The organism is Paenisporosarcina sp. OV554, from assembly GCF_003058165.1.
GTDB lineage: Bacteria > Bacillota > Bacilli > Bacillales_A > Planococcaceae > Paenisporosarcina.
On record NZ_QBUC01000014.1, the window covers coordinates 71,097 to 92,690 of the forward strand.

Below are 21,594 nucleotides of genomic sequence, written 5' to 3' on the forward strand. Positions count from 1 at the left end.
AAAAGCACATGCTGATACAGCAGTGCTTCCAGATTCTATACATGAGATAATTTTTTTCTTTGTTCCGCAATTGAGAGCAATTCCGTTGCATGCTCCAATGTTAACGTTGTAATTTCTGAACCAGACATCATACGACTTAATTCTTGTACACGATATTGGCCAGTAACTTCAGTTAATTTAGTCATCGTCCGTTTACCCATAACTTCTTTTTCAATTAATAATTGTTGATCCGCCATTGCGGCAACTTGAGGGAGATGAGTAATACATAGTACTTGTGAAGAACGAGAGATATTAGCAATTTTTTCAGCAATTGCTTGTGCAACTCGTCCGCTAACTCCCGTATCCACTTCGTCAAAAATAATAGATGTAATCCCTTGATGTTTAGAGAATATTCCTTTTAGCGCTAGCATCATACGTGAAAGTTCACCGCCAGAAGCGATTTTCGAAATCGGTTTTGCTGGCTCTCCAACATTTGTTGACATATAAAATGACACATCGTCTTTACCATTTTTGTCAAAAATAGAAGATGGTTTAAAAACCACTTCAAATGTTGCTTTTTCCATAAATAATTCACGTAATTGAAGGACAATAGCCTCGCTTAAACTTTTCGCAGCTTTTTTGCGATAGATCGTTAATTCTATAGCATCAATTTCTAAATCTTTTTCGACTTGTTCAAGTGCTTTTTGTCGTTGTTGAATACGTTCATCGCGATTCATAAGTGCATCTAACTCTTCACCAATTTTTTTGCGGTAAGCAAAAATTTCTGAAATCGAATTACCGTATTTTCTTTTTAGCGATTGGATGGCAGCTAATCTATCTTCGATGACATTTAAACGTTCTTCATCAAACTCTGATTCATCAATTTCACTTTTCAGTTGATATGACAGTTCTTGAAGGGAATAAAATGAATTCGATACAAGTTCTGCTTGTTCTTTGTACGATTCATCAAAAGAAGCAATATCTTCAAGCTCACTCATAGCATTACCTATCCAATCAAGCCCTTTTGATTCTCCATTTAGAGCTTCTTGAGCAGCTGAAATTCGTTCAAACGTTTTGTGGTAATTTTGGAACTTTTTACGTTCTGATTGAAGATCTTCATCTTCGTTATCAATTAATTCGATAGCATCTATTTCATTGATTTGGTATTGATATAAATCAATTCTTTGAGCAATTTGTTGTTCATTGTCACTGACTGAAGCTAGTTCTTTTTTTAATTTCATGTACTTTTGGAAGAGACCTGAATAACTTTCCTTGGCCTTTTGAATCTTACTTCCTGCAAATTGATCAAGTAAATAAATATGTAGTCGTTCATCCATTAACTCTTGGCTTTCATGTTGTCCATGAATATCAATTAATGAACCACCAATTTCTCTCAAAATGGCTATAGTGACCAACTTGCCATTAACACGACAGACACTTTTCCCATGATCATTAATATCTCGTCTTAAGATAACAGAATCATCATCAGCTTCAATTCCTACATCCTGTAATTTTTGGAATACTGGATGCTGAGCGTTTTGTAAATAAAACAAGCCTTCAAGTTCCGCTTTTTTGGCACCATGACGGATAAATTCTTGTGATCCTCTTCCACCTGCAAGTAAATGAACAGCATCAATTATGATTGATTTACCTGCACCAGTTTCACCAGTGAGAACCGTCAATCCATCTGAAAAGCTCACAGATACTTCCTCTATTATGGCAAAGTTTTTAATAGATAATTCTTTTAACACAAAGTATCACCTCTTTTAAAGCATCTCGAGTAATCTTGTTTTAATTAAGTCACGTTCAGTTGTATCTTTGCAAATAATTAAACAGGTATCATCACCGCAAATTGTCCCTAATATTTCTTTCCAATCGAGATGATCAATTAATGAACCTATGGCATGCGCATTTCCTGGCAAAGTTTTCATTACTAAAAAATGACTTGCTCCATCAATACTTACAAAAGCATCAGTTAGTGCGCGGTGTAATTTTTGCATAGGATTAAATCGTTGATCAGCTGGCAAGCTATATTTATAGCGACCATCTTGCAATGGTACTTTTACTAAATGAAGTTCTTTTATATCACGAGAAACTGTCGCTTGAGTAACATTGTATCCAGCATTTTTCAAGATTTCTACTAAATCGTCTTGCGTTTCAATCTCATGATTGGCAATAATATCGCGTATCCTTATATGTCTTTGGCCCTTGTTCATCAAAGTTCACTCCTAAAAAATGAATAATTATACTTAATTATTCATATCGTACCATTTACTTCTCATCCGTACAAGAAAAAAACGGCCTATCGTAGGCCGTTTCACGTTAGTTGTTGATGTGCATCACGCACAATTTGTTTAAGTTGTTCTTCAGTAAATTGCGTCTCATTTGTTTCAGTAGCAACTAAATGGAATAAAAATTCAATGTTACCTTCTCCACCTGTTATGGGTGAAAACGAAGCATTTTTAAGTGTGAAACCTACTTCTTGGGAAAAGACGGAAATTGTTTCTAACACTTTGGTATGGATTTTTGCATCGCGCACGACACCTTTTTTACCAACATTCGCTTTTCCTGCTTCAAATTGTGGTTTCACGAGTGCTATTACATCACTTCCTGGCACAAGTAATGTTTTCAAGACGGGTAAAATGAGTTTTAGTGAAATAAACGAAACATCAATCGTTGCAAATTCAGGTAAACCTTCAGCTAAATCGACTCCTGTGACATAGCGGAAATTGGTACGTTCCATGACGGTTACTCGTTCATCTTGACGGATTTTCCAAGCCAGTTGATTGTAGCCAACATCCAGTGCATAACAATGTCGCGCTCCGTTTTGCAGAGCACAATCTGTAAACCCACCAGTAGAAGCCCCAATATCTAACATTAACTTATCTTTAACATCAATTTGAAAATAACTAAGTGCCTTTTCAAGTTTTAAGCCACCTCTACTTACATAAGGCATTTCTTTCCCTTTTACTTGAAGTGGGGAATCGCTTGAGATTTTTTCACCAGGCTTTTCAAGACGAACTTCATTTGTATAAACAGTCCCGGCCATAATCGCCCGTTTTGCTTTTTCTCTAGTTTCACAAAGTCCACGTTCTACAAGTAAAACATCGACTCTTTCTTTTGGGGTTTTAATCATAATGCGTGAGTACCAGCCTTGCCAATTTTTTTCATTTTTTGTTGGATACGAATTACTAATTCGTCTGCAGTGAGATGAATTTCATTTAATAATTCATCAACATTTCCATGTTCAATAAACTGATCAGGTATTCCCATACGGTTTACTGATATTCCTGTATAATCATAATCTTGCATGAATTCTAAGATACTGCTTCCAAATCCACCTTGTAAAACGGCTTCTTCGACAGTGAATAATGGAAGGTCCCGGTTCACTAATTGGTGCAACATATGCACATCAAGTGGTTTAATAAATCGTGCATTAATTACTTCAACTTGAATGCCTTGTTTTGCTAAGCGATCTGCTGCCTCTAAAGCCAATGGAATGGTTGTCCCAAATGTCAATATAGCCGCGTCGGTCCCTTCTCTTAACACTTCCCATGAGCCTATAGGAATCACTCGTAATTCAGCGTCCATTGGTACACCTAGACCATTACCTCTTGGGTAACGCAAAGCGATTGGACCATCATTGTATTCAATGGCTGTGTTCACCATATGCTGACCTTCATTTTCATCCTTTGGCATCATGATGACCATGTTTGGTAAATGACGTAAAAATGCGATATCAAATACCCCTTGATGTGTTTCGCCATCTGCACCTACAAGGCCAGACCGATCGATACCAATAAAGACATTTAAATTTTGACGGCAAATATCATGAAGAACTTGATCATAAGCACGTTGTAGGAAAGTTGAATAAATCGCTAAAAATGGTTTCATTCCCTGTGTTGCTAGTCCTGCAGCCATGGTTGTAGCGTGTTGTTCAGCTATTCCAACATCAAACATACGCTTAGGAAATTCAGAAGCAAATCCTTCTAACTTTGAACCAACAGGCATAGCTGGAGTAATGGCAACAATGCGTTCATCTTCTCGGGCCAGTTTACGAACAGTCTCAGCCACTAATCCGCTCCATGAAGGGGCAGTAGTTGAAGATTTAACAAAAGCACCTGTTTCCATTTTATAAGGTCCCGTACCATGCCATGTGCCGATTTTATCTTCTTCAGCAGGTCGGAATCCTTTGCCCTTTTTCGTTAGGACATGAACTAAAACCGGACCTTTCATTTTTTTTGCATTTAATAATGTTTCTTGTAAATCATCATAATTATGTCCATCAATTGGGCCTAGGTAAGTAAACCCAAGCTCCTCAAAAAAGATACCGGATACGAGTAGGTATTTTAAACTATCCTTAACTCGTTCAGCAGTAGCAGCTAACTTACCACCGACTGCTGGAATTTTCTTTAACAAGTATTCTAATTCATCTTTTGCCTTGTTATATTTCCCGGCTGTTCTAAGTTTCCCCAAAATCGTATGAAGGGCTCCAACGTTTGGTGCAATTGACATTTCATTATCATTTAATATTACAATCATGTCCGTCTTTTCATGTCCAATATGATTTAGAGCTTCTAAAGCCATACCACCAGTTAATGCACCGTCTCCGATAATCGGAATGATATGATTTTTGTCATTTTTGATATCTCGAGCAGCTGCCATACCCATAGCAGCAGACAGTGAAGTAGAACTATGTCCAGTCTCCCAGACATCATGTTCACTCTCTATACGCTTTGGAAATCCGCATAATCCTTTATATTGACGAAGTGTGTCAAATTGATTTCCTCTACCAGTTAATATTTTATGGACATACGCTTGATGTCCTACATCCCAAATAAACTTATCATCAGGGCTATTGAAAATACGGTGAAGAGATACAGTTAGTTCGACCACACCTAAGTTAGGACCGATATGTCCACCTGTGACCGATAATTTTTCAATTAAAAACGAACGAATATCTTCACTCAAGTTCAATAATTCATCTTGTGATAAATTTTTAATAAAGGATGGATCTGTTATTGTATTTAAATCCATCTACGTCACACACCTTTACACTATACTTGCTGATTAATTTATTACATTTCATTATATCAATGTCAGTGGATTGTACAAACATTAACCTTTATCCTACTTATTACGATTGACTATATAAGCAGCCATTTCGTCTAACAAACCTGGCTCGTCGGATATTTGTCGAAGTGACAGAATGGCTTGGTTATAATGCCAATCTCTTTTATCTTTTGCCCCATTTAGTGATAATAATGCAGGGTACGTATTTTTTTCACTGGCAACATCTTTTCCGGCAGTTTTACCTAACTCTTCAGTAGTACCTTCTATATCTAAAATGTCATCTTGAATTTGAAAAGCAAGACCAATATGGAAACCAAAATCAGTGAGTGCTTTTCTAGTGTTGTCGTTTGCTCGAGCCAAAATGGCACCTGCTTCAATACTGAATGACAATAGTGCACCAGTTTTGTTGATGTGAATCGTTTCCAATTCATTGACGGTGACTATTTTTCTCTCACTCTCGATATCTAATACTTGACCACCTACCATACCTTCAGCACCTGCTGATTTACTTAACAAATGAATTAACTCTAATTTGCTTTCAGCGGTTACTTCTTTTAAACGAGCTAGTACTCCAAAACTATATGTTAATAATCCGTCTCCAGCTAAAATGGCTAACGCTTCACCGTACACTTTATGGTTCGTTAATTTCCCTCGACGAAAATCATCATTGTCCATGCTCGGTAAGTCATCATGAATAAGGGAATACGTGTGAACCATTTCAATTGTCGCTCCAAATGTTAATGCCTCACTATGATTCACTTTTAATAGGTCTAAAACGGCTATTAAAAATAATGGTCGAACTCGTTTACCACCTGCAGTAAGTGAATAATGCATTGCCTCTTTTAATATAGCAGGTGCTTCAATTGACAAGATTTGTTCCGACAATTGTTGATCTATTTTCGGAACATAATATTCTTTAAAACTTTGGAATGAAGTCATTTTGACGTATCCTCTTTTTCAGATGTATTAAAGGGCACTTTCTCTCCACTTTCATCCATGATGGAAATCAATTGTTTCTCCGCATTATGCAATTTATCATGGCAAACAGAGGATAATTCCATGCCTTTTTTGTAAAGAGAAATCGCATCTTCTAAAGGAACATCGCCTTGTTCGAGATTGCGCACGATTTCTTCAAGTTGTTGGATGGCTTGATCAAAAGATACTGTATTTTTCGTCATGATGATTCTCCTTTAGACTTTTTGATTATAGAGTCTATAGATGCAATTACGACTCCATCTTGTAATTTGATTTGTAAGGGTTGGTCTGAATCTATATCTTCAATTGATTTTACAACTTGATCCTGTTGATAGGTTAAGCTGTAGCCCCTATCCATGATTTTCAGTGGATTTAGAGCTTCTAATAATTGAATAATATTGCTAAAAGAGCGCCCTTTTGCCTGTAAACCTTTTTGAGATGCCACTTGCATACGTTGTTCTAAGTCTTGTAAACCTTTTTGATGTTGTTGGACTAATCTCTGAGGACTTTGCAAAGTCAACCGCATCGTTTGTTGATTGAGCAATTGTTGTTTTTGATTGACCAAGGTCCGTCCACTTTTTTCAAGCTGTTCAGTAATACGCGTTAAATTCTCGACAAAAGGTCTATACAATCGCTCTGGATAAGCAAGTGGGTATGCCGACATAACGCGAGTTAATCTTTTTCGCTCTTGAGACAAGGTTGCCGTGATAATCGAAACAATTTGTGATTTTCTATTTGTAACGCGCTCTAATAATTCTAATTGATTGGGTACAGCGAGTTCTGCTGCGGCTGTTGGTGTAGGAGCACGTAAGTCGGAAACAAAGTCAGCGATTGTTGTATCAGTTTCATGTCCAACTGCACTAATAATTGGTATGGTACTATTCACTATTTCGCGAGCAACTATCTCTTCATTAAATGCCCATAAATCTTCAATCGAGCCACCACCCCGCCCCACGATGCAGACATCCAATTCAGGACATGCGTTTGCTCTTTTGAGCGCTTTGACAATACTGGGTGCGGCACCAACACCTTGAACAAGTGCTGGAAATATAATAACTTCAGCCAGAGGATAACGTCTACTTAAAGTCGTGACGATATCTCGGATAGCCGCTCCTGTAATTGCGGTAATAACACCGATTTTTTGTGGGTATCTAGGGATTTGTTTTTTTCTGGATGGGTGGAACAACCCTTCTTTTGCTAACTTTTCTTTTAATTGTTCAAAGGCAATAAACAGTTCACCAATGCCATCAGGTTGCATGGATTGTGCATACAATTGATATTGGCCAGACCCTTCATACACATTGACATCACCTTGCAGAAGTATGTTCATACCGCTTTCGGGTCTGAATTTCAAGTGTTTGGCTTGAGCAGCAAACATCACCGCCGGCATTCTAGTTTGCTCATCTTTGATCGTAAAATAAATGTGTCCACTCGTATGTATTTTCACATTTGATAATTCCCCTTTTACATAAACATTGCGCAAATGGGGATCAGCATCAAATTTTCGTTTTATGTATTTGGTTAAAGCTTTTACAGTTAAATATGAAGTTGATGTCAAGTGTCGTCAAACTCCTCATGAAGAAGAAATAGAAAAGCTGTCTTTCTCTAAGAAAAACAGCTTCTTCCCTTTATTTTACCTGTTTTAAGTTCATTTGTCTTGACGTAACTCATTTTCAGCAGATTGGACAGTGTTTACCATTAGCATCGTAATGGTCATTGGTCCCACCCCACCTGGAACTGGAGTTATATATGAGGCTTTATCTTTAACTGACTCGAAATCTACATCCCCACATAGACGATTGTTTTCATCACGATTCATCCCGACATCAATGACAACAGCACCATCTTTTACGTAATCACTCGTAATCATTTTTGTTCTACCTACAGCAACTACGAGGATGTCTGCTTGTAAAGTAATCTCTTTTAGGTTGGGTGTTTTGGAGTGAGCATATGTGACAGTAGCATCTTTTTGAAGTAATAGTTGTCCCATAGGTTTACCGACAATATGGCTACGCCCTATGACGACAGCATGTTTACCTGCAATTTCTACACCAGAAAATTCCAGAAGTTTCATGACACCATATGGCGTACATGGTAGAAACGTTTCTTGCCCGAGCATCATTTTCCCTACATTGATTGGATGAAATCCATCCACATCTTTGTCAGGAGATATCGCTGCTAACACTTTTGATTCAGTAATTTGTTTTGGAAGTGGAAGTTGGACTAAAATTCCATGAATTTCAGGATCATGATTAAGAGAATGAATCGCTTCAATAAGTTCATTTTCACTTAAGTCAGACTCAAATGAAAGTAAACGTGAATGCATGCCAAGTGCTTCACATGTTTTTTGCTTATTGGAAACATACGTTTTCGATGCTGAGTTGTTACCTACTAAAATAACGGCTAAGCCAGGTGTTATGTCTTGATTTTTCAAGGTATTGATACGTTCAGTTAATTCATTTCGTATCTCTTGTCCAATTTCTTTTCCACTGATTAATGCACTTGACATGTCTAAATTCCCCCTGTTGTCAGTTAGAAGATTCAACTGCATATTTAGATAGTACGCCATTGACGAACTTACTTGATTTATCATCACCAAATGTTTTACAAAGTTCAATCGCTTCATTCATTACAACCTTAGCAGGTGCATCTTGCATAAATAACAATTCAAATACGGCTAAGCGTAAAACTGTTCGCTCAATTTTAGGTAAACGATCTAGTGACCAATTTTCTAATTTCGTTTTAAGTGATTCATCTATTTGCGCCATATGTTCAGTCGTGCCACGAACAAGTTTTTCATAGAAAGAATCGTTTTGGCCATCTAATACGTGGCTCATCGCATCTTCTATAGTCAACTCTGTGTTTTCTAACTGAAACAAAGTTTGCAACGCTTTTTCACGAGCTTCTCTACGTTTCATGGGATAGTCTCCTTTTATATGCATTCGAACACATCATAGCATAATTTCTCCATACAAGACATACTCGAAGGGAAGTTCGAATGTTCAGAAAAAAATACATCGTTCGGACATACCGAACGATGTATTGAATTATTCGGTTGTAGTTTCTTTAGACTGCTCAAATTGAACGCCCGTAATATGAACGTTCACTTCTTGAGTTTCAAGTAATGTCATGTTAAAAATTGCTTGACGTACTTGATTTTGAACTTCTTTCGCTACTGCAGGAATGGATGCACCGTATTTCACAGTACAGAAAATTTCTACAAATAACCCTTTATCCGTTAACTCAGTTTTAATGCCTTTACCATGGACCTTTTTACCCAAACGTTCTGCTACACCTGTTGCAAAACTCCCGCGTGTACCGGCAACGCCTTCCACATCAGTTGTCGCAATTCCAGCAATAACTTCAAGAACTTCTGGTGCCACTTCAATCTTACCTAACACTTCTTTACCTGCAGGAGTCATTTGTAAATAAGCTGTTGCTGTTTTGTCAGCCATTCGAATCATCCTTTCTTACGAATTCATTACATCATATTTCTCTAAAAACTTGGTATCAAAATCGCCTGATTTAAATACTTCGTGATCCATTAGTTTCGCATGGAAAGGTATGGTCGTATGAACTCCATCTATCACAAATTCACTCAGTGCACGTTTCATTTTGGCCACTGCCTCTTCACGTGTATCCGCAAAAGTAATTAGTTTTGCGACCATTGAGTCATAGTATGGAGGTATGCTGTACCCTGAATACATCGCAGAATCCACTCGTACACCGTACCCACCTGGGGCTAAATACATTTCTATTTTACCTGCAGAAGGCATGAAATTTTTATTCGGGTTTTCTGCGTTAATTCGGCATTCAATTGCCCACCCTTTAATTTTCACATCATCTTGTGTAAACGCTAATGTTTCACCAGAAGCTACTTTTAATTGTTGTTGAATTAAATCAATACCTGTCACCATTTCAGTAACAGGATGTTCAACTTGAATACGTGTATTCATTTCCATAAAGTAAAACTTTTGATTAATGTGGTCAAATATAAATTCAACCGTACCAGCACTTCGGTAATTAACAGCAAGAGCTGCTTTTACAGCTGCTTCTCCCATTTGATGACGAATCTCAGGGGAAAGTGCTGGTGAAGGTGCTTCTTCTACGAGTTTTTGCATACGACGTTGTATTGAACAATCACGTTCACCTAAATGAATGGCATTGCCAAAACTATCTGCTAAAACTTGAATTTCTACATGGCGGAAGATTTCAATAAACTTCTCAATATAAACGCCGGGATTACCAAAAGCAGCTGCAGCTTCTTTTTGAGTAATTTGAATACCTTTAACCAACTCTTCTTCTGTACGCGCTACGCGAATCCCTTTACCCCCACCACCAGCAGTTGCTTTAATGATGACTGGGAAGCCGATTTTACGAGCGATTTCCAAACCGTCGTTTTCATCTGCGACAATGCCTGTAGATCCAGGTACAACAGGGACACCTGCTTTTCGCATTGTTTCACGTGCTACGTCTTTCGTACCCATTCGAGAAATGGCATCTGAAGTTGGACCAATAAATGTGATATTACATTGTTCACATAGCTCAGCGAAATTAGCATTTTCAGCTAAAAAGCCATAACCCGGGTGAATTCCGTCACATCCAGTTAATTTTGCTACACTAATAATATTGCTAAAGTTTAAATAGCTATCCTTCGAAAGATGCGGTCCAATACAATACGCCTCGTCAGCCATTTGCACATGCAATGCATCTCGATCTGCTTCTGAATAAACTGCAACTGTTTCGATATCTAACTCTTTACACGCACGAATAATACGAACCGCAATTTCACCACGGTTTGCAATTAATACTTTTTTCATCATGTATTCCCCCTCAGTTCGCTTTTACTAAGAACAGAGGTTGGCCGTACTCTACGAGTTGTCCATCTTTTACTAAAATTTCTACAATCTCGCCAGTCACTTCTGCTTCGATTTCATTGAATAATTTCATCGCTTCCACGATACATACGATACCATCATCATTCACTTTATCCCCTACTTGCACGAATGCTTGAGAATCTGGTGAAGAAGATGCGTAGAATGTTCCTACCATTGGAGATTTGATTTTATGAAGAGATTCGTCATTCACAGCTGATTCATTCAGCTCTGCATGTGCTGCTGATTCATTTGTAGTTATTGCTGCTGGTGCTTGTGTAGTTTCTACTGTTACCGGTGCAACAGCAACTGGTGCTACAGGTTTAACTTGAGATACAACTTGTTCAGTTGATCCTTGTACACTGTTCTTTTTGAGTTTAACTTTTGTACCTTCTGCTTCGTAACTAAACTCATCAATAGATGAATGATCAATTAATTTAATAATTTCACGTATTTCTTGTATTTTTAACATTCATAACTCCCCTTACCATGTATCGAATTAGGTTCCTATTCTATTTTAGTCGTTATTGAGAAAATTTGAAATAGATAACCCAAAATTCTTTAAGAGTTGGTACTAACCTGAAAGGTTGAGAAGCCCATTTTAGCCCGACGCCGGCGCTGGAGAAACGAATCGCTATCTTGATTCCAAACGAGGGATTAAAGAGGAATTTGTCCCTTAAAATGAAAAAAGGACCTTAATTGGCCCTTTTCATTCATTATGAAGCTGGTTGGAATGTTACTTGTACTTTTCTAGCATCTTCCCACTCTTTTTTGACGATGTGGATAATTTCGTTTGCTTCTGCTTTACCTAATTCGTCAGAGATAACCATAACCTTCACTAATCCTTTTTCTGTTTGAACAAGAGCATCTGAATATCCTAGTGAACGGATTAGCATTTCAAGCATGGCTTCAGTTGATTCACGAACTGTTAAATCTTCCATCGCACTATAGGCTTCATTAATTTCATCTGCATTTATTTCTTTTGCAGTGATTTTTGTAGTAAGTTGTTCTTTTAACTGACTACGTTCGTTAGAAGCTTCCATTCTCATCTCTTCAAATAACGCACTTTGAGCATATACTGGTGTCACTGACTCATCTTTTGCTCCATCATCGACCGTCAACTTATTACTTGCTTCATCTGAAAAAATAGCTAAACCATCAAAGGGCATGTTGTTGGGCTCTTGCACGTAATACACCGAAATTACTGCTACTAGACTTAATAAAGTTAGCATCCACACTGTACGTTTTTTGACTTTCATTTAGAAACCCCTTTCTCATCCATCGGGACGACGACAATTCGATGTTCTGGCAGTATTAATACAGCCGATAAATATTTTATTAACTTCAATCTGATTTGAGCTTGATCCGCTCCTCTTGCGACAACTAATATGGATTGGATCTTTGTTTGTTCCTCTGTCTTTGGATCAAACAATGCAAAACTAGGTTTTTCCGAAACTGTTTGAAGAGGCTCGTTCGTGCCTGTATAAAAAAATAATTCGACTTCACCTACCCCAGCCATTTTTTCCAACGCTTTTTCCAATGATTGTTCTTGTGTTGCCGGATCTTCTGACTGACTGGTTGTGTAAGGTTGCTTGGTGAAAAGAGTTTCATTAAATAAGAAAAACACCATGAATACCAAGAGGCTTGCAAGCAGGAGACCGCTTTTCATACGATTCATTTTAATGGATGGACTCACGCTCCTCTCCTAAGTGAGACAGGCATTTGATAAACTATATGAAACTCATTCCTCAACTATTCATAGAAAAATGAAGTGATAAATAACATCATGTATATGGCCAGTCCTAATTTTGTATATTGTTCCAAATTATCATTGGAATCTGTGTCTGTGAAAACTGCCTGTAGGATTTCACTAAGCAATATAATAAACACTAACCCCTTTAACCATTCGGACATCATGCACCCCTCATTAGAAGAGAAAATTTCACTAAAATAACAACAAAGATCGCGGTGTAGAAAAACGCAAAAGCTATTAAAAATGACAAGATACTTAGCACGAAAATAGATTTCCCAATATCGTCCAAGAAACTAGCTAAATCTTCGGGTCCAAATGGCTCAATTATTGCAGCCACTAATCGGTAACAAAAGGCAACGCCAATCGTTTTCAGTGTGGGGATTAGTACCACTAGTAAAATTGAAAAAGCAATCCCACCACCGGTAATGGAAGTGATTGATGAAGAAAATCGAGTAAATGTGCTTAGACTCTCCGTTAAGAAGGAGCCTACGAAAGGAATGTTTTGCTGAATTATTTTCTTAATCGGTTCGGTGACCACACTAGAAATATTCCATGAAATAAACCCTTGAACTGATATAAAAAAACTATAAATAACAACAACTGCTGAAACAATACTGAGCAAAGATGTTCGAATTATGTCTGTCAGTTTCGTAAATGGAGTTGCTGGATGAAACCGACTAATAAAATCAAGCAATATCGTCGTCATTAACAAAGGAATCAGGATTTTCTCAGTTAACAACACTGTAAATTGAATAAATACATATAAAGCTGGATTCCAAATTGAAAAAGCCATCGTTCCACTATTCATTAGCAAACCAGCCGTTAAAACAGGATAAACACTCATAAAAACCGTAATCATTTCCTTGGAAAACTGTTGCATTTCATGCATGGCCTCTATTGCAGGAGTAAGTGTGTATAACACCGCTATGCAAAAAAGTGCCAGTCTTGTCCAACGCTTTCCTTGAGGAAATAAAATATCGAGAATCATACCAAAAATAATGGCAATTAGAAGAACCATGAAGTATCGGGTTACACCAAAAAGATAGGCATATAAGGGTTCAAGCATGAACCATCTCACCCCTCAATTACCTGAATTATTTAATCAATAGCCGAGATAGAGTCGTAAACATTTGTTGGATTAGTGGCAACCAGTAGGTCAGTATTAATAAATGACAACTAATAGATATGAGTGGAGTAAACGCATTCAAATTCAAGTTCCGGCTCCATTCAGATAAAGCTTCACTAATAAATGTAAGAAAAACCGAGATTATTAAAACCCTTATGATTGGGAGAGCTTCTTTTGGAGCATGTTCAAGAACAGCACGTACAATTGGAATGAGCATCTGGAACAGAATATTAGAGAGTAGTATAAAGAAGAACAAACTAAGAAGTATAGGTGTGAATTGTGGAAGAATTTGTTGTAGCAACAACATAAGGAATATAATCACTATCGTTACTAGGATGATTTGCATAACTTACACCGATATGGTGAGCCATTCGAAAAAAGTAGTGATTTCTTCGAAGAAGTATCGAAGAAAACGCAACATTTCAACCGTCATATAAAGATAACCAAAAACAAATAAAAAAAACGTAAATTCTTTTTTCCCTGTTTGTTCAAAGAAAAGGTGCAACAACGCAAGAATTACTCCAATTCCTGCCACTCGAATTACGTCCATAAATTCCGACTTGTCCCCTCCTCCGTCTCTTCATCGTATGCTCAAACAGGTTAATACATGAAAAAAAAGTTGCCATTTGCACGAAATGCAAATGACAACTCTTGTTTTATTATTGTGCTCTTGAAACGTAAGCGGCTTCTGATGTGTTAATGATGAGACGATCGCCTTCGTTGATAAAGAATGGAACCTGTACGGAAAGTCCAGTTTCTAATACTGCTGTTTTCGTACCACCACTTGATGTATCACCTTTAATACCAGGCTCTGTTTCTGCAACGATTAAGATAACCGAGTTTGGTAATTCAACCCCTAATGTTTCACCTTGGTACTGCATAATTTGAACTTCCATGTTTTCACGCAAGAACTTCAACTCATACTCGATTTGTTTTGATTCGAGTTCAATTTGTTCATACGTGTCAGTATCCATGAAATTGTGCGTATCGCCGTTTGCATATAAATATTGCATTTTACGATTATCAATTTGAGCTTTTTCTACTTTCTCTCCAGCGCGGAATGTTTTTTCATTTACTGCACCAGTACGAATGTTGCGTAATTTTGAACGAACGAATGCTGCGCCTTTACCTGGTTTTACATGTTGGAAATCCAAAACGCGCCAAATGCCACCATCTACTTCTATTGTCAAACCTGTTTTAAAATCATTTACTGAGATCATTTTTGTTCCTCCAAAATTTATAAGATAAGTAACTCTTTTGTAGAATGTGTTAATTTGTTATTTCCTGTTGCTGTCATGACCGAATCATCTTCGATCCGAACGCCACCGACTCCTGGCAAGTATATCCCCGGTTCAATTGTGATAACCATTCCTTCTTCAAGAACGACATCTGAACGGAATGATAAGCCAGGTCCTTCATGGACTTCTAATCCAATCCCGTGTCCTAAAGAATGTCCAAACGCTTCTCCGTACCCTTTTGATTTAATGTAATCCCGAGCAACGGCGTCCGCTTCAATCCCTGTCATTCCAGGTTTAATTTTCTCCAAAGCTAACATTTGTGAATCTAGAACAATTTGATAAATTTCTTTTAAGTGATCGCTTGGTTCTCCTATGGCAACTGTTCTCGTAACGTCGGATACGTATCCATTATACAATGCACCGAAGTCCAATGTTACAAAATCACCTTTTTCAATTATTTTTTTGGTGGCTACACCGTGTGGAAGAGCTGATCTGAGTCCAGAAGCCACGATAATATCAAAAGAAGATGAAGAAGCACCTTGTTTACGCATAAAGAACTCTAGTTCATTAGAAACCTCTAATTCTGTTTTTCCAGCTGCAATAAACGTAATAATGTGTTCAAAAGCCGCATCTGCGATGTCTGCGGCAGCCTTAATAATCTTAATCTCTTGAGGCGTCTTAATCAAGCGGATCTTCTCAATTAGACCAGAAACAGGAACTAGTTCTGAATTGACAGCTTTTTGATAGCTTTCAAACATGGCATAAGTCATGTCATCTTTCTCAAAACCTACTTTTTTTGCACCTATTTTTTCTAATTGTACACTAACTTCTTCGATAAGCGTTTTTGTATGTTGAACAATATCAAAGCCTTTTATTTCTGTTTCAGCTTGTTCCGTATAACGAAAATCTGTAATAAAAACTGCTTGTTCTTGAGATATAATAGCAACTCCTGCTGTACCAGTAAAACCAGTTATGTATCTGCGATTGTATCCACTTGTAATCAACAAGGCATCGATCTGATGCTCCACAAGAGCTTGACGTAATTTAGATAATTTCTCCATTTAAGACTCCCCTTTTCTTCTATGTAAAAATGTTTCTAGTGCTAATGTATAACCAAATGTTCCAAGTCCGCAAATTTGTCCTACACAAACAGCTGCTAAAACCGATTGATGCCGGAAACTTTCTCTACTATGAATATTCGAAATATGAACTTCAATTACTGGAATAGATATAGATGCAATGGCATCGCGTAATGCATAACTCGTATGTGTGTATGCTCCAGGATTAAAAATAATTCCATCAACCTCGGCATCTTCTGCAAGGTGAAGCCAATCAATTAGTTCACCTTCATGATTTGATTGTTTACATTCCACTTGAGCATTTGATCTTTCACCATGAGTTATCAGTGACTGCTGCACATCTTCTAATGTAACCGATCCGTAAATTGCTGGTTCACGTTTTCCTAAACGATTTAAATTCGGTCCATTCAAACATAGAATCTTCACACTATTCCCCCTAGTTCCATCGTTCCCCTTCATTTTATCACAACAAATAGGTGCAGCAACTACTTTCGTACGTCATCATATACAGTTCGGTCATAATAAACAATTGTTTCTGCAAGGGCTCTGCAAATAAATATAATAACCGTTAATATTGGAACGGAGTGCCAACCTATGCGTGATAAGTCTGAGTATATTGCCCATTCTAATAGAAGCCATGTGGCAAACCCAACCACTATAGAAGTAGCAATGGCAGGCATTTTTTTGACCAGCAGCAATAATCCCATCACAATATTAATTATTAAAAAGACGATAAGATATGTGAGCATCCACTTAATTGAAACGTGTGCTAGAGGGAATATTTGAAACGTTTTCGTCCAGTTTAAAGGATGCCATTTAATAAATTTAAAGACATGAAGAAAACCTAATATACATGTAAAAACTAAAGCATGTGCAGTTGATATCCAGAGGAAATGACTACCTTTCATTCGAATCACAATCCTTTCTATCTCTCCATTTTTGACTGTTATCACTCACTCTATTCATAGATATCATGATTTTCCAAAAATTAATGCAAATCAAAAAGACGTACCGTGTATCAACTCGATACACGGTACGTTTCTTTTATAATCTTTAGTCATTCTTTACTTTTTTACAGTCCACACTTAAGTTGAGCACCGCAACTCGTACATGTATTGCAGCCACCCATTTCTTCTACTGTACCTTGTCGACAAACTGGGCATTTGTTTCCTGCTTCAGATCCAATTGTCACTTTTGTCGAACGTAAAGCTTGTATAGTATCAACTAACACAATCGGACGATTTTCCATGACTTTTTCTTCATAATGATGTTCATCCATTACATTTTCTTCAGCTTTGAGTGTCAACACTTGTGCATCTCGACTTCCATCGACATACACAGTTCCACCTTTAGCTCCACCACGGTACAGTCGTTCGTAGACCCCTTGTACTTGTTCCACTGTATAGCCACGAGGTGCATTTACAGTTTTAGAGATAGAACTATCAATCCAACGTTGAATTATACACTGCACATCAGCATGAGCTTCAGGTGCTAATTCCATCGATGCTTTAAACCATTCTGGTAAATTATTCGCATCCACCTGTGGATTCGCTTCTAAGTATTCACGTACAATATCTGCTTTTACTTCAATGAATTTACCTAAACGTCCACTACGATAATAAGTGAATGAGAAATAAGGTTCTAACCCTGTTGATACTCCAACCATTGTACCAGTTGATCCAGTTGGAGCAACTGTTAGTAAATGGGAATTACGAATCCCGTTTTCAATGATTGCTTCACGTACATGTGGGGCCATTTTTTTCATGAATCCTGTATTGATGAATGCTTGGCGTAACCTTTTTGTTTCTTCTAACGTCTCGCCTTGTAAGAACGGGAAACTGCCACGCTCTTTCGCAAGATCAGCTGAAGTTTCGTATGCTGCCACAGCAATCGTTTCAAAAATCTGATCGACCAATACATTACCTTCATCTGATCCATACTCTTTTTCACAATAAATCAACAAGTCTGCTAGTCCCATAACACCAAGACCAACACGACGTTCACCAAGGGCTTGTACTTTATTTTCTTCTAAGAAGTATGGAGTTGCGTCAATGACGTTATCTTGCATACGTACGCCGACACGAACCGTTTCTTTTAAGCCTTCAAAATCGACTGTTTTCGACTCTTTTTGAGCAAATTGTGCTAAATTCACAGCTGCTAAGTTACACACGGAATATGGTGCTAAAGGTTGTTCGCCACATGGGTTCGTTGCTACAACTTGTTGTCCATACGCTTTGGCATTGGTCATTTCGTTCGCATTATCAATAAAGAAAATACCAGGTTCAGCAGAATACGTTGCACAAATATTAATCAAATTCCATAGGTCTCTCGCTTTCATTGTGCGATAAGTACGTACGCTATGGCCTTGTTTTTCCCATTCACGAACATCACCAATTTCATGCCATTTCTCATTGTAAACTGCCATTTCTTCTGCTGTGTAGGTTTCTACAGCTGGGAATCGAAGTGCATGTTCACCATCTAATTCTACTTCCTTCATAAAGTCATCAGTTAATGTTACTGAAATGTTAGCACCCGTTAAAAACTCTGAGTTGTTTACACTGTAAGTACCGCCGTCTAGTAATTTTGTTTCGGCATCACGAATAATGCCATCACTGAATCCACCTAGTCCAGGAATTTTTTTATAATTGACTATTCCTTGATACATCGCTTCTTCTTGTTGCGTTAAAGGTTTAAAGTTGAGTTTATCTTTCGCAAGCTCTTTGATCGTTTCATCTTCTGTATTCTCTATTAAAAAGCGAAGAATTCTCGGATTTTGCATTTTTGAAATAATAAATTCGGCAATATCAGGATGCCAATCAGCAAGCATAATCATTTGAGCACCACGTCGGCTGCCACCTTGTTCAACAAGATGAGTTAACTTCGCTATATCGTCTAACCATGATACTGAACCAGATGATTTTCCGTTAACACCTTTTGCTAGTGTATTTCTCGGACGAAGTGTTGAGCCATTCGTTCCAACGCCTCCACCTCGACTCATAATTTCCATCACCTGTTTGCGATGATCAGAAATGCCTTCACGTGAATCTGGCACAAATGGCATAACGTAACAGTTAAAATAAGTTACATCCGTTCCTGCCCCTGCACCATAAAGAACTCGTCCAGCAGGAATAAATTTCATGGCTACCAATTGTTCATAAAACTTTTGGAACCATTCTTTTTTCTTTTCTTCAGTTGTTTCAACTGATGCTAAACCAGTTGCGTTACGTTTTGCAATTTGTTCATAATAAACTTCCAATGGTTTTTCAATTACATGAATAGAACGATTAACAATTCCAAGTTGTTGTTCTGTCGGATCATCAATAGCACTACGGTAATCTTCTTCAATTAACACTTTTGCTTTGTTCGCGTCTTTGTCAATTGAAACAATATAACCTAAGCCGCGGGCTGGGAATTTAGGATCTTCTTTCACTGTTAAAACTACGAAGTCTCCTGCTTTCAATGTTTCCTTCGCCATATCTTTAAAAGAATAGCGATCGATCATTACTAAGCGGGAAACCCCTTTATGCGTAAGTGTCATTTCTTGTGTAATTGGATGTACTTGAGGAAATAATGCTATGTCTTGATTTAAATTTTCAATGTTTAACTTACCTATTGTTTGTTTGGAAACTAGTACCATCTTCATTCCTCCTATTTATGCTTAAAAACACAATATGTAGTGTAGATAATTAAATATATTACTATATATTGATATTAAAATCAATAGAAGCGCATGTATGGTCGAACATACACACGCAACGTCTATAGGTATATTTTACTTATTTTATACCAAAAATAGTACTTTGTGTCCACTACTTACGGTATGTCCAATCGTCATGCGCGTAACGCCTTTTTTCTAAAGCTTCTACATATTCTATTTGTTCATTTGTAAGTGAATAAGGTTCAAGATTAACATCTAATCCCTCTTCAAATCCATTTTTAAACGCTGCTACACACTCATCCATAGTCGCAGGTATTTCACGTAAACGATTGATTGCTACTGCTTTTTCTGGTAACCCTCTTCGAACACGAGCTTTTACCGCTTCAGATGGATAATTAAATAAAGAGACGAGTTTGTCTTCATCTAAATCAAGTAAAATCGCCCCATGCTGTAGAATGACACCTTTTTGTCTAGTTTGTGCACTGCCAGCTACTTTTTTTCCTTCAACTACTAACTCATACCAGGAAGGAGCGTCAAAACAGACTGCGCTTCTTGGTTTTTTCAAATCACTTTTCTTTTCATCTGTATCAGGTATTGAAAAGTAAGCATCAAGCCCAAGATTTTGGAAACCTATTAATAACCCTTCGCTTAATACTCGATATGCTTCGGTTACTGTCACTGGCATATTCGGGTAATCTTCACTGACGATAATGCTATACGTTAATTCATGTTCATGTAGTACCCCTCGACCACCTGTTGGACGACGAACAAAACCTAAGTTATGCTTTTTAACTTCTTCCATATTAATTTCTTTCTTTACTTGTTGGAAGTAGCCAATCGATAATGTGGCTGGTGTCCATCCGTAAAAACGTACGATAGGAGGCAGGAGTCCTTCGCTATGCCAATCTAATAATGCTTCATCTAAAGCCATATTAAAAGATGGACGACAAGCACCGGAATTAATAAAATACCAAGTTGGTTTGGACATATAATTTCCTCCTCACAATGTTTTTCATCTTACCAAACCAAATGCCATGTGGCTACTAAATTATTTAAATAAACTATAAAGAAAATTCAAACAGTCGAGATCTTTCATACAAGATTTTTTCAATAATACATAAAACCATATTGTGTGTGTTATAGACATTCGAATAGATCATTATCTCTTTGTTCTATATAACTTGAACTTTAAAATCCATCTTTTAAGCTTTAAAAAGATGGGTTTTCTCACAAGAAAATAGTATAATAAAAACATAGAGAGAAAGGGGAAGTTGTTTTGACACTTATATATATTATTAGTGCTGCTTTATTAGCTTTAGTGGTCTATTTTTTAATTTCATCACTTCGATTGAAAAAAGCTGTTTCAGGTTTAACCCAAGAACAGTTTATTGAGGGATATCGTAAAGCACAACTCATAGACGTCCGTGAACCAAAAGAATTTGATGGCGGGCACATTCTAGGTGCGCGCAACATCCCATCTTCACAAATGCGCCAACGCTTCAAAGAAATTCGTTCAGATAAGCCTGTTTACTTGTACTGTCAAAATAGCGCAAGAAGTTCACGTACTGCTTTGTTTCTTAAGAAAAAAGGATATACGCAGATTTATCAATTACAAGGCGGTTTCCGTCAATGGACTGGTAAAATTAAAGCTAAATAATTTTCTGAAAAGTTCTTCCTATTGGAGGGCACTGCAAAAGGGACTGAAATTCATATTTCTTTCTTGAAAGAGAGAGCTTTATTACGAAAAAAAAAACTGATTCTCAAATATCTAAAAATACAGCCTCTCCTAATCTCAGGAGAGGCTGTATTTTTGATTTAACTTCACGATTCTTTTTATGT

The 21,594-nt window shown here is 37.4% G+C and carries 24 protein-coding genes; 1 reads left to right on the forward strand and 23 read right to left on the reverse strand.

Annotation, left to right across the window (positions count from 1 at the left end; translation table 11 throughout):
- Positions 1-35: 35 nt before the first annotated feature.
- The 23 genes from recN to C8K15_RS13000 all read right to left on the reverse strand — a co-directional run bounded on the left by recN (position 36) and on the right by C8K15_RS13000 (position 20,743).
- A complete protein-coding gene (gene recN / locus C8K15_RS12890; RefSeq protein ID WP_108586809.1) occupies positions 36-1,730 on the reverse strand; it encodes a DNA repair protein RecN in 1,695 nt (564 codons plus the stop codon).
- Between the two features lie 15 nt (positions 1,731-1,745).
- Entirely contained in the window at positions 1,746-2,195 is a 450-nt protein-coding gene (ahrC, locus tag C8K15_RS12895; protein WP_108586810.1) for a transcriptional regulator AhrC/ArgR, read from the reverse strand.
- A gap of 101 nt (positions 2,196-2,296) precedes the next feature.
- The gene (locus C8K15_RS12900) at positions 2,297-3,115 is read right to left on the reverse strand and encodes a TlyA family RNA methyltransferase (protein WP_108586811.1); all 819 of its coding nucleotides are present in this window, start codon (positions 3,113-3,115) and stop codon (positions 2,297-2,299) included.
- The gene (gene dxs, locus C8K15_RS12905; protein WP_108586812.1) at positions 3,112-5,016 is read right to left on the reverse strand and encodes a 1-deoxy-D-xylulose-5-phosphate synthase; all 1,905 of its coding nucleotides are present in this window, start codon (positions 5,014-5,016) and stop codon (positions 3,112-3,114) included. The genes C8K15_RS12900 and dxs overlap by 4 nt, the downstream gene beginning before the upstream one ends.
- 93 nt (positions 5,017-5,109) lie before the next feature.
- Positions 5,110-5,991, reverse strand: coding sequence for a polyprenyl synthetase family protein (locus tag C8K15_RS12910; protein ID WP_108586813.1), 882 nt, complete (start codon positions 5,989-5,991; stop codon positions 5,110-5,112).
- Positions 5,988-6,230, reverse strand: coding sequence for an exodeoxyribonuclease VII small subunit (locus tag C8K15_RS12915; RefSeq protein WP_108586814.1), 243 nt, complete (start codon positions 6,228-6,230; stop codon positions 5,988-5,990). Before C8K15_RS12915 ends, C8K15_RS12910 begins: the two co-directional genes overlap by 4 nt.
- Complete coding sequence (xseA, locus tag C8K15_RS12920) at positions 6,227-7,585, reverse strand: exodeoxyribonuclease VII large subunit (RefSeq protein WP_108586815.1); 1,359 nt, start codon at positions 7,583-7,585, stop codon at positions 6,227-6,229. The genes C8K15_RS12915 and xseA overlap by 4 nt, the downstream gene beginning before the upstream one ends.
- A 90-nt stretch (positions 7,586-7,675) precedes the next feature.
- Positions 7,676-8,536, reverse strand: a complete 861-nt coding sequence (gene folD / locus C8K15_RS12925; RefSeq protein WP_108586816.1) for a bifunctional methylenetetrahydrofolate dehydrogenase/methenyltetrahydrofolate cyclohydrolase FolD — start codon at positions 8,534-8,536, stop codon at positions 7,676-7,678.
- 19 nt (positions 8,537-8,555) lie between these two features.
- A complete protein-coding gene (nusB, locus tag C8K15_RS12930; protein ID WP_108586817.1) occupies positions 8,556-8,945 on the reverse strand; it encodes a transcription antitermination factor NusB in 390 nt (129 codons plus the stop codon).
- Positions 8,946-9,074: 129 nt separating this feature from the next.
- Entirely contained in the window at positions 9,075-9,482 is a 408-nt protein-coding gene (locus tag C8K15_RS12935; RefSeq protein WP_108586818.1) for an Asp23/Gls24 family envelope stress response protein, read from the reverse strand.
- Between the two features lie 15 nt (positions 9,483-9,497).
- Positions 9,498-10,850 carry an acetyl-CoA carboxylase biotin carboxylase subunit gene (gene accC / locus C8K15_RS12940; RefSeq protein WP_108586819.1) on the reverse strand — a complete coding sequence of 451 codons (1,353 nt, stop codon included), beginning with the start codon at positions 10,848-10,850 and terminating at the stop codon, positions 9,498-9,500.
- Positions 10,851-10,860: 10 nt separating this feature from the next.
- Positions 10,861-11,373: an acetyl-CoA carboxylase biotin carboxyl carrier protein gene (accB, locus tag C8K15_RS12945; RefSeq protein WP_108586820.1), complete on the reverse strand. Its 513-nt coding sequence runs from the start codon at positions 11,371-11,373 to the stop codon at positions 10,861-10,863.
- Between the two features lie 244 nt (positions 11,374-11,617).
- Positions 11,618-12,160 carry a SpoIIIAH-like family protein gene (locus tag C8K15_RS12950; RefSeq protein WP_108586821.1) on the reverse strand — a complete coding sequence of 181 codons (543 nt, stop codon included), beginning with the start codon at positions 12,158-12,160 and terminating at the stop codon, positions 11,618-11,620.
- Positions 12,157-12,597 (reverse strand): hypothetical protein, encoded by a 441-nt coding sequence (locus C8K15_RS12955; protein ID WP_108586822.1) that lies wholly within the window; start codon positions 12,595-12,597, stop codon positions 12,157-12,159. Before C8K15_RS12955 ends, C8K15_RS12950 begins: the two co-directional genes overlap by 4 nt.
- 56 nt (positions 12,598-12,653) lie before the next feature.
- Positions 12,654-12,815: a hypothetical protein gene (locus tag C8K15_RS20615; RefSeq protein WP_199224114.1), complete on the reverse strand. Its 162-nt coding sequence runs from the start codon at positions 12,813-12,815 to the stop codon at positions 12,654-12,656.
- Positions 12,815-13,720 (reverse strand): stage III sporulation protein AE, encoded by a 906-nt coding sequence (locus tag C8K15_RS12960; RefSeq protein WP_108586823.1) that lies wholly within the window; start codon positions 13,718-13,720, stop codon positions 12,815-12,817. The genes C8K15_RS20615 and C8K15_RS12960 overlap by 1 nt, the downstream gene beginning before the upstream one ends.
- Positions 13,721-14,129: 409 nt before the next feature.
- Positions 14,130-14,330, reverse strand: coding sequence for a SpoIIIAC/SpoIIIAD family protein (locus C8K15_RS12970; RefSeq protein WP_108586825.1), 201 nt, complete (start codon positions 14,328-14,330; stop codon positions 14,130-14,132).
- A 109-nt stretch (positions 14,331-14,439) separates the two neighbouring features.
- Complete coding sequence (gene efp / locus C8K15_RS12975; protein ID WP_108586826.1) at positions 14,440-15,000, reverse strand: elongation factor P; 561 nt, start codon at positions 14,998-15,000, stop codon at positions 14,440-14,442.
- A 17-nt stretch (positions 15,001-15,017) separates the two neighbouring features.
- On the reverse strand, positions 15,018-16,079 hold the full coding sequence (locus tag C8K15_RS12980; RefSeq protein WP_108586827.1) for an aminopeptidase P family protein: 1,062 nt from the start codon (positions 16,077-16,079) through the stop codon (positions 15,018-15,020).
- A complete protein-coding gene (gene aroQ / locus C8K15_RS12985) occupies positions 16,080-16,523 on the reverse strand; it encodes a type II 3-dehydroquinate dehydratase (RefSeq protein WP_108586828.1) in 444 nt (147 codons plus the stop codon).
- A 59-nt stretch (positions 16,524-16,582) separates the two neighbouring features.
- Positions 16,583-17,005, reverse strand: coding sequence for a hypothetical protein (locus C8K15_RS12990; protein WP_108586829.1), 423 nt, complete (start codon positions 17,003-17,005; stop codon positions 16,583-16,585).
- Positions 17,006-17,169: 164 nt separating this feature from the next.
- Positions 17,170-19,734 (reverse strand): vitamin B12-dependent ribonucleotide reductase, encoded by a 2,565-nt coding sequence (locus C8K15_RS12995; RefSeq protein ID WP_108586830.1) that lies wholly within the window; start codon positions 19,732-19,734, stop codon positions 17,170-17,172.
- Between the two features lie 172 nt (positions 19,735-19,906).
- Positions 19,907-20,743 carry a lipoate--protein ligase family protein gene (locus C8K15_RS13000; RefSeq protein WP_108586831.1) on the reverse strand — a complete coding sequence of 279 codons (837 nt, stop codon included), beginning with the start codon at positions 20,741-20,743 and terminating at the stop codon, positions 19,907-19,909.
- 288 nt (positions 20,744-21,031) lie between these two features.
- On the opposite strand from C8K15_RS13000, the gene C8K15_RS13005 reads away from it, so the two are divergent.
- Positions 21,032-21,412, forward strand: a complete 381-nt coding sequence (locus C8K15_RS13005; protein ID WP_108586832.1) for a rhodanese-like domain-containing protein — start codon at positions 21,032-21,034, stop codon at positions 21,410-21,412.
- The last annotated feature ends 182 nt before the right edge of the window (positions 21,413-21,594 follow it).

Bases quoted from the DNA above. Each gene is read 5' to 3' on its own strand.
- ahrC (WP_108586810.1), bottom strand. From the start codon at position 2,195: ATGAACAAGGGCCAAAGACATATAAGGATACGCGATATTATTGCCAAT.
- C8K15_RS12900 (WP_108586811.1), bottom strand. From the start codon at position 3,115: ATGATTAAAACCCCAAAAGAAAGAGTCGATGTTTTACTTGTAGAACGT.
- dxs (WP_108586812.1), bottom strand. From the start codon at position 5,016: ATGGATTTAAATACAATAACAGATCCATCCTTTATTAAAAATTTATCA.
- C8K15_RS12910 (WP_108586813.1), bottom strand. From the start codon at position 5,991: ATGACTTCATTCCAAAGTTTTAAAGAATATTATGTTCCGAAAATAGAT.
- C8K15_RS12915 (WP_108586814.1), bottom strand. From the start codon at position 6,230: ATGACGAAAAATACAGTATCTTTTGATCAAGCCATCCAACAACTTGAA.
- folD (WP_108586816.1), bottom strand. From the start codon at position 8,536: ATGTCAAGTGCATTAATCAGTGGAAAAGAAATTGGACAAGAGATACGA.
- nusB (WP_108586817.1), bottom strand. From the start codon at position 8,945: ATGAAACGTAGAGAAGCTCGTGAAAAAGCGTTGCAAACTTTGTTTCAG.
- C8K15_RS12935 (WP_108586818.1), bottom strand. From the start codon at position 9,482: ATGGCTGACAAAACAGCAACAGCTTATTTACAAATGACTCCTGCAGGT.
- accC (WP_108586819.1), bottom strand. From the start codon at position 10,850: ATGATGAAAAAAGTATTAATTGCAAACCGTGGTGAAATTGCGGTTCGT.
- accB (WP_108586820.1), bottom strand. From the start codon at position 11,373: ATGTTAAAAATACAAGAAATACGTGAAATTATTAAATTAATTGATCAT.
- C8K15_RS12950 (WP_108586821.1), bottom strand. From the start codon at position 12,160: ATGAAAGTCAAAAAACGTACAGTGTGGATGCTAACTTTATTAAGTCTA.
- C8K15_RS20615 (WP_199224114.1), bottom strand. From the start codon at position 12,815: ATGTCCGAATGGTTAAAGGGGTTAGTGTTTATTATATTGCTTAGTGAA.
- C8K15_RS12960 (WP_108586823.1), bottom strand. From the start codon at position 13,720: ATGCTTGAACCCTTATATGCCTATCTTTTTGGTGTAACCCGATACTTC.
- C8K15_RS12970 (WP_108586825.1), bottom strand. From the start codon at position 14,330: ATGGACGTAATTCGAGTGGCAGGAATTGGAGTAATTCTTGCGTTGTTG.
- efp (WP_108586826.1), bottom strand. From the start codon at position 15,000: ATGATCTCAGTAAATGATTTTAAAACAGGTTTGACAATAGAAGTAGAT.
- C8K15_RS12980 (WP_108586827.1), bottom strand. From the start codon at position 16,079: ATGGAGAAATTATCTAAATTACGTCAAGCTCTTGTGGAGCATCAGATC.
- C8K15_RS12990 (WP_108586829.1), bottom strand. From the start codon at position 17,005: ATGAAAGGTAGTCATTTCCTCTGGATATCAACTGCACATGCTTTAGTT.
- C8K15_RS12995 (WP_108586830.1), bottom strand. From the start codon at position 19,734: ATGGTACTAGTTTCCAAACAAACAATAGGTAAGTTAAACATTGAAAAT.
- C8K15_RS13000 (WP_108586831.1), bottom strand. From the start codon at position 20,743: ATGTCCAAACCAACTTGGTATTTTATTAATTCCGGTGCTTGTCGTCCA.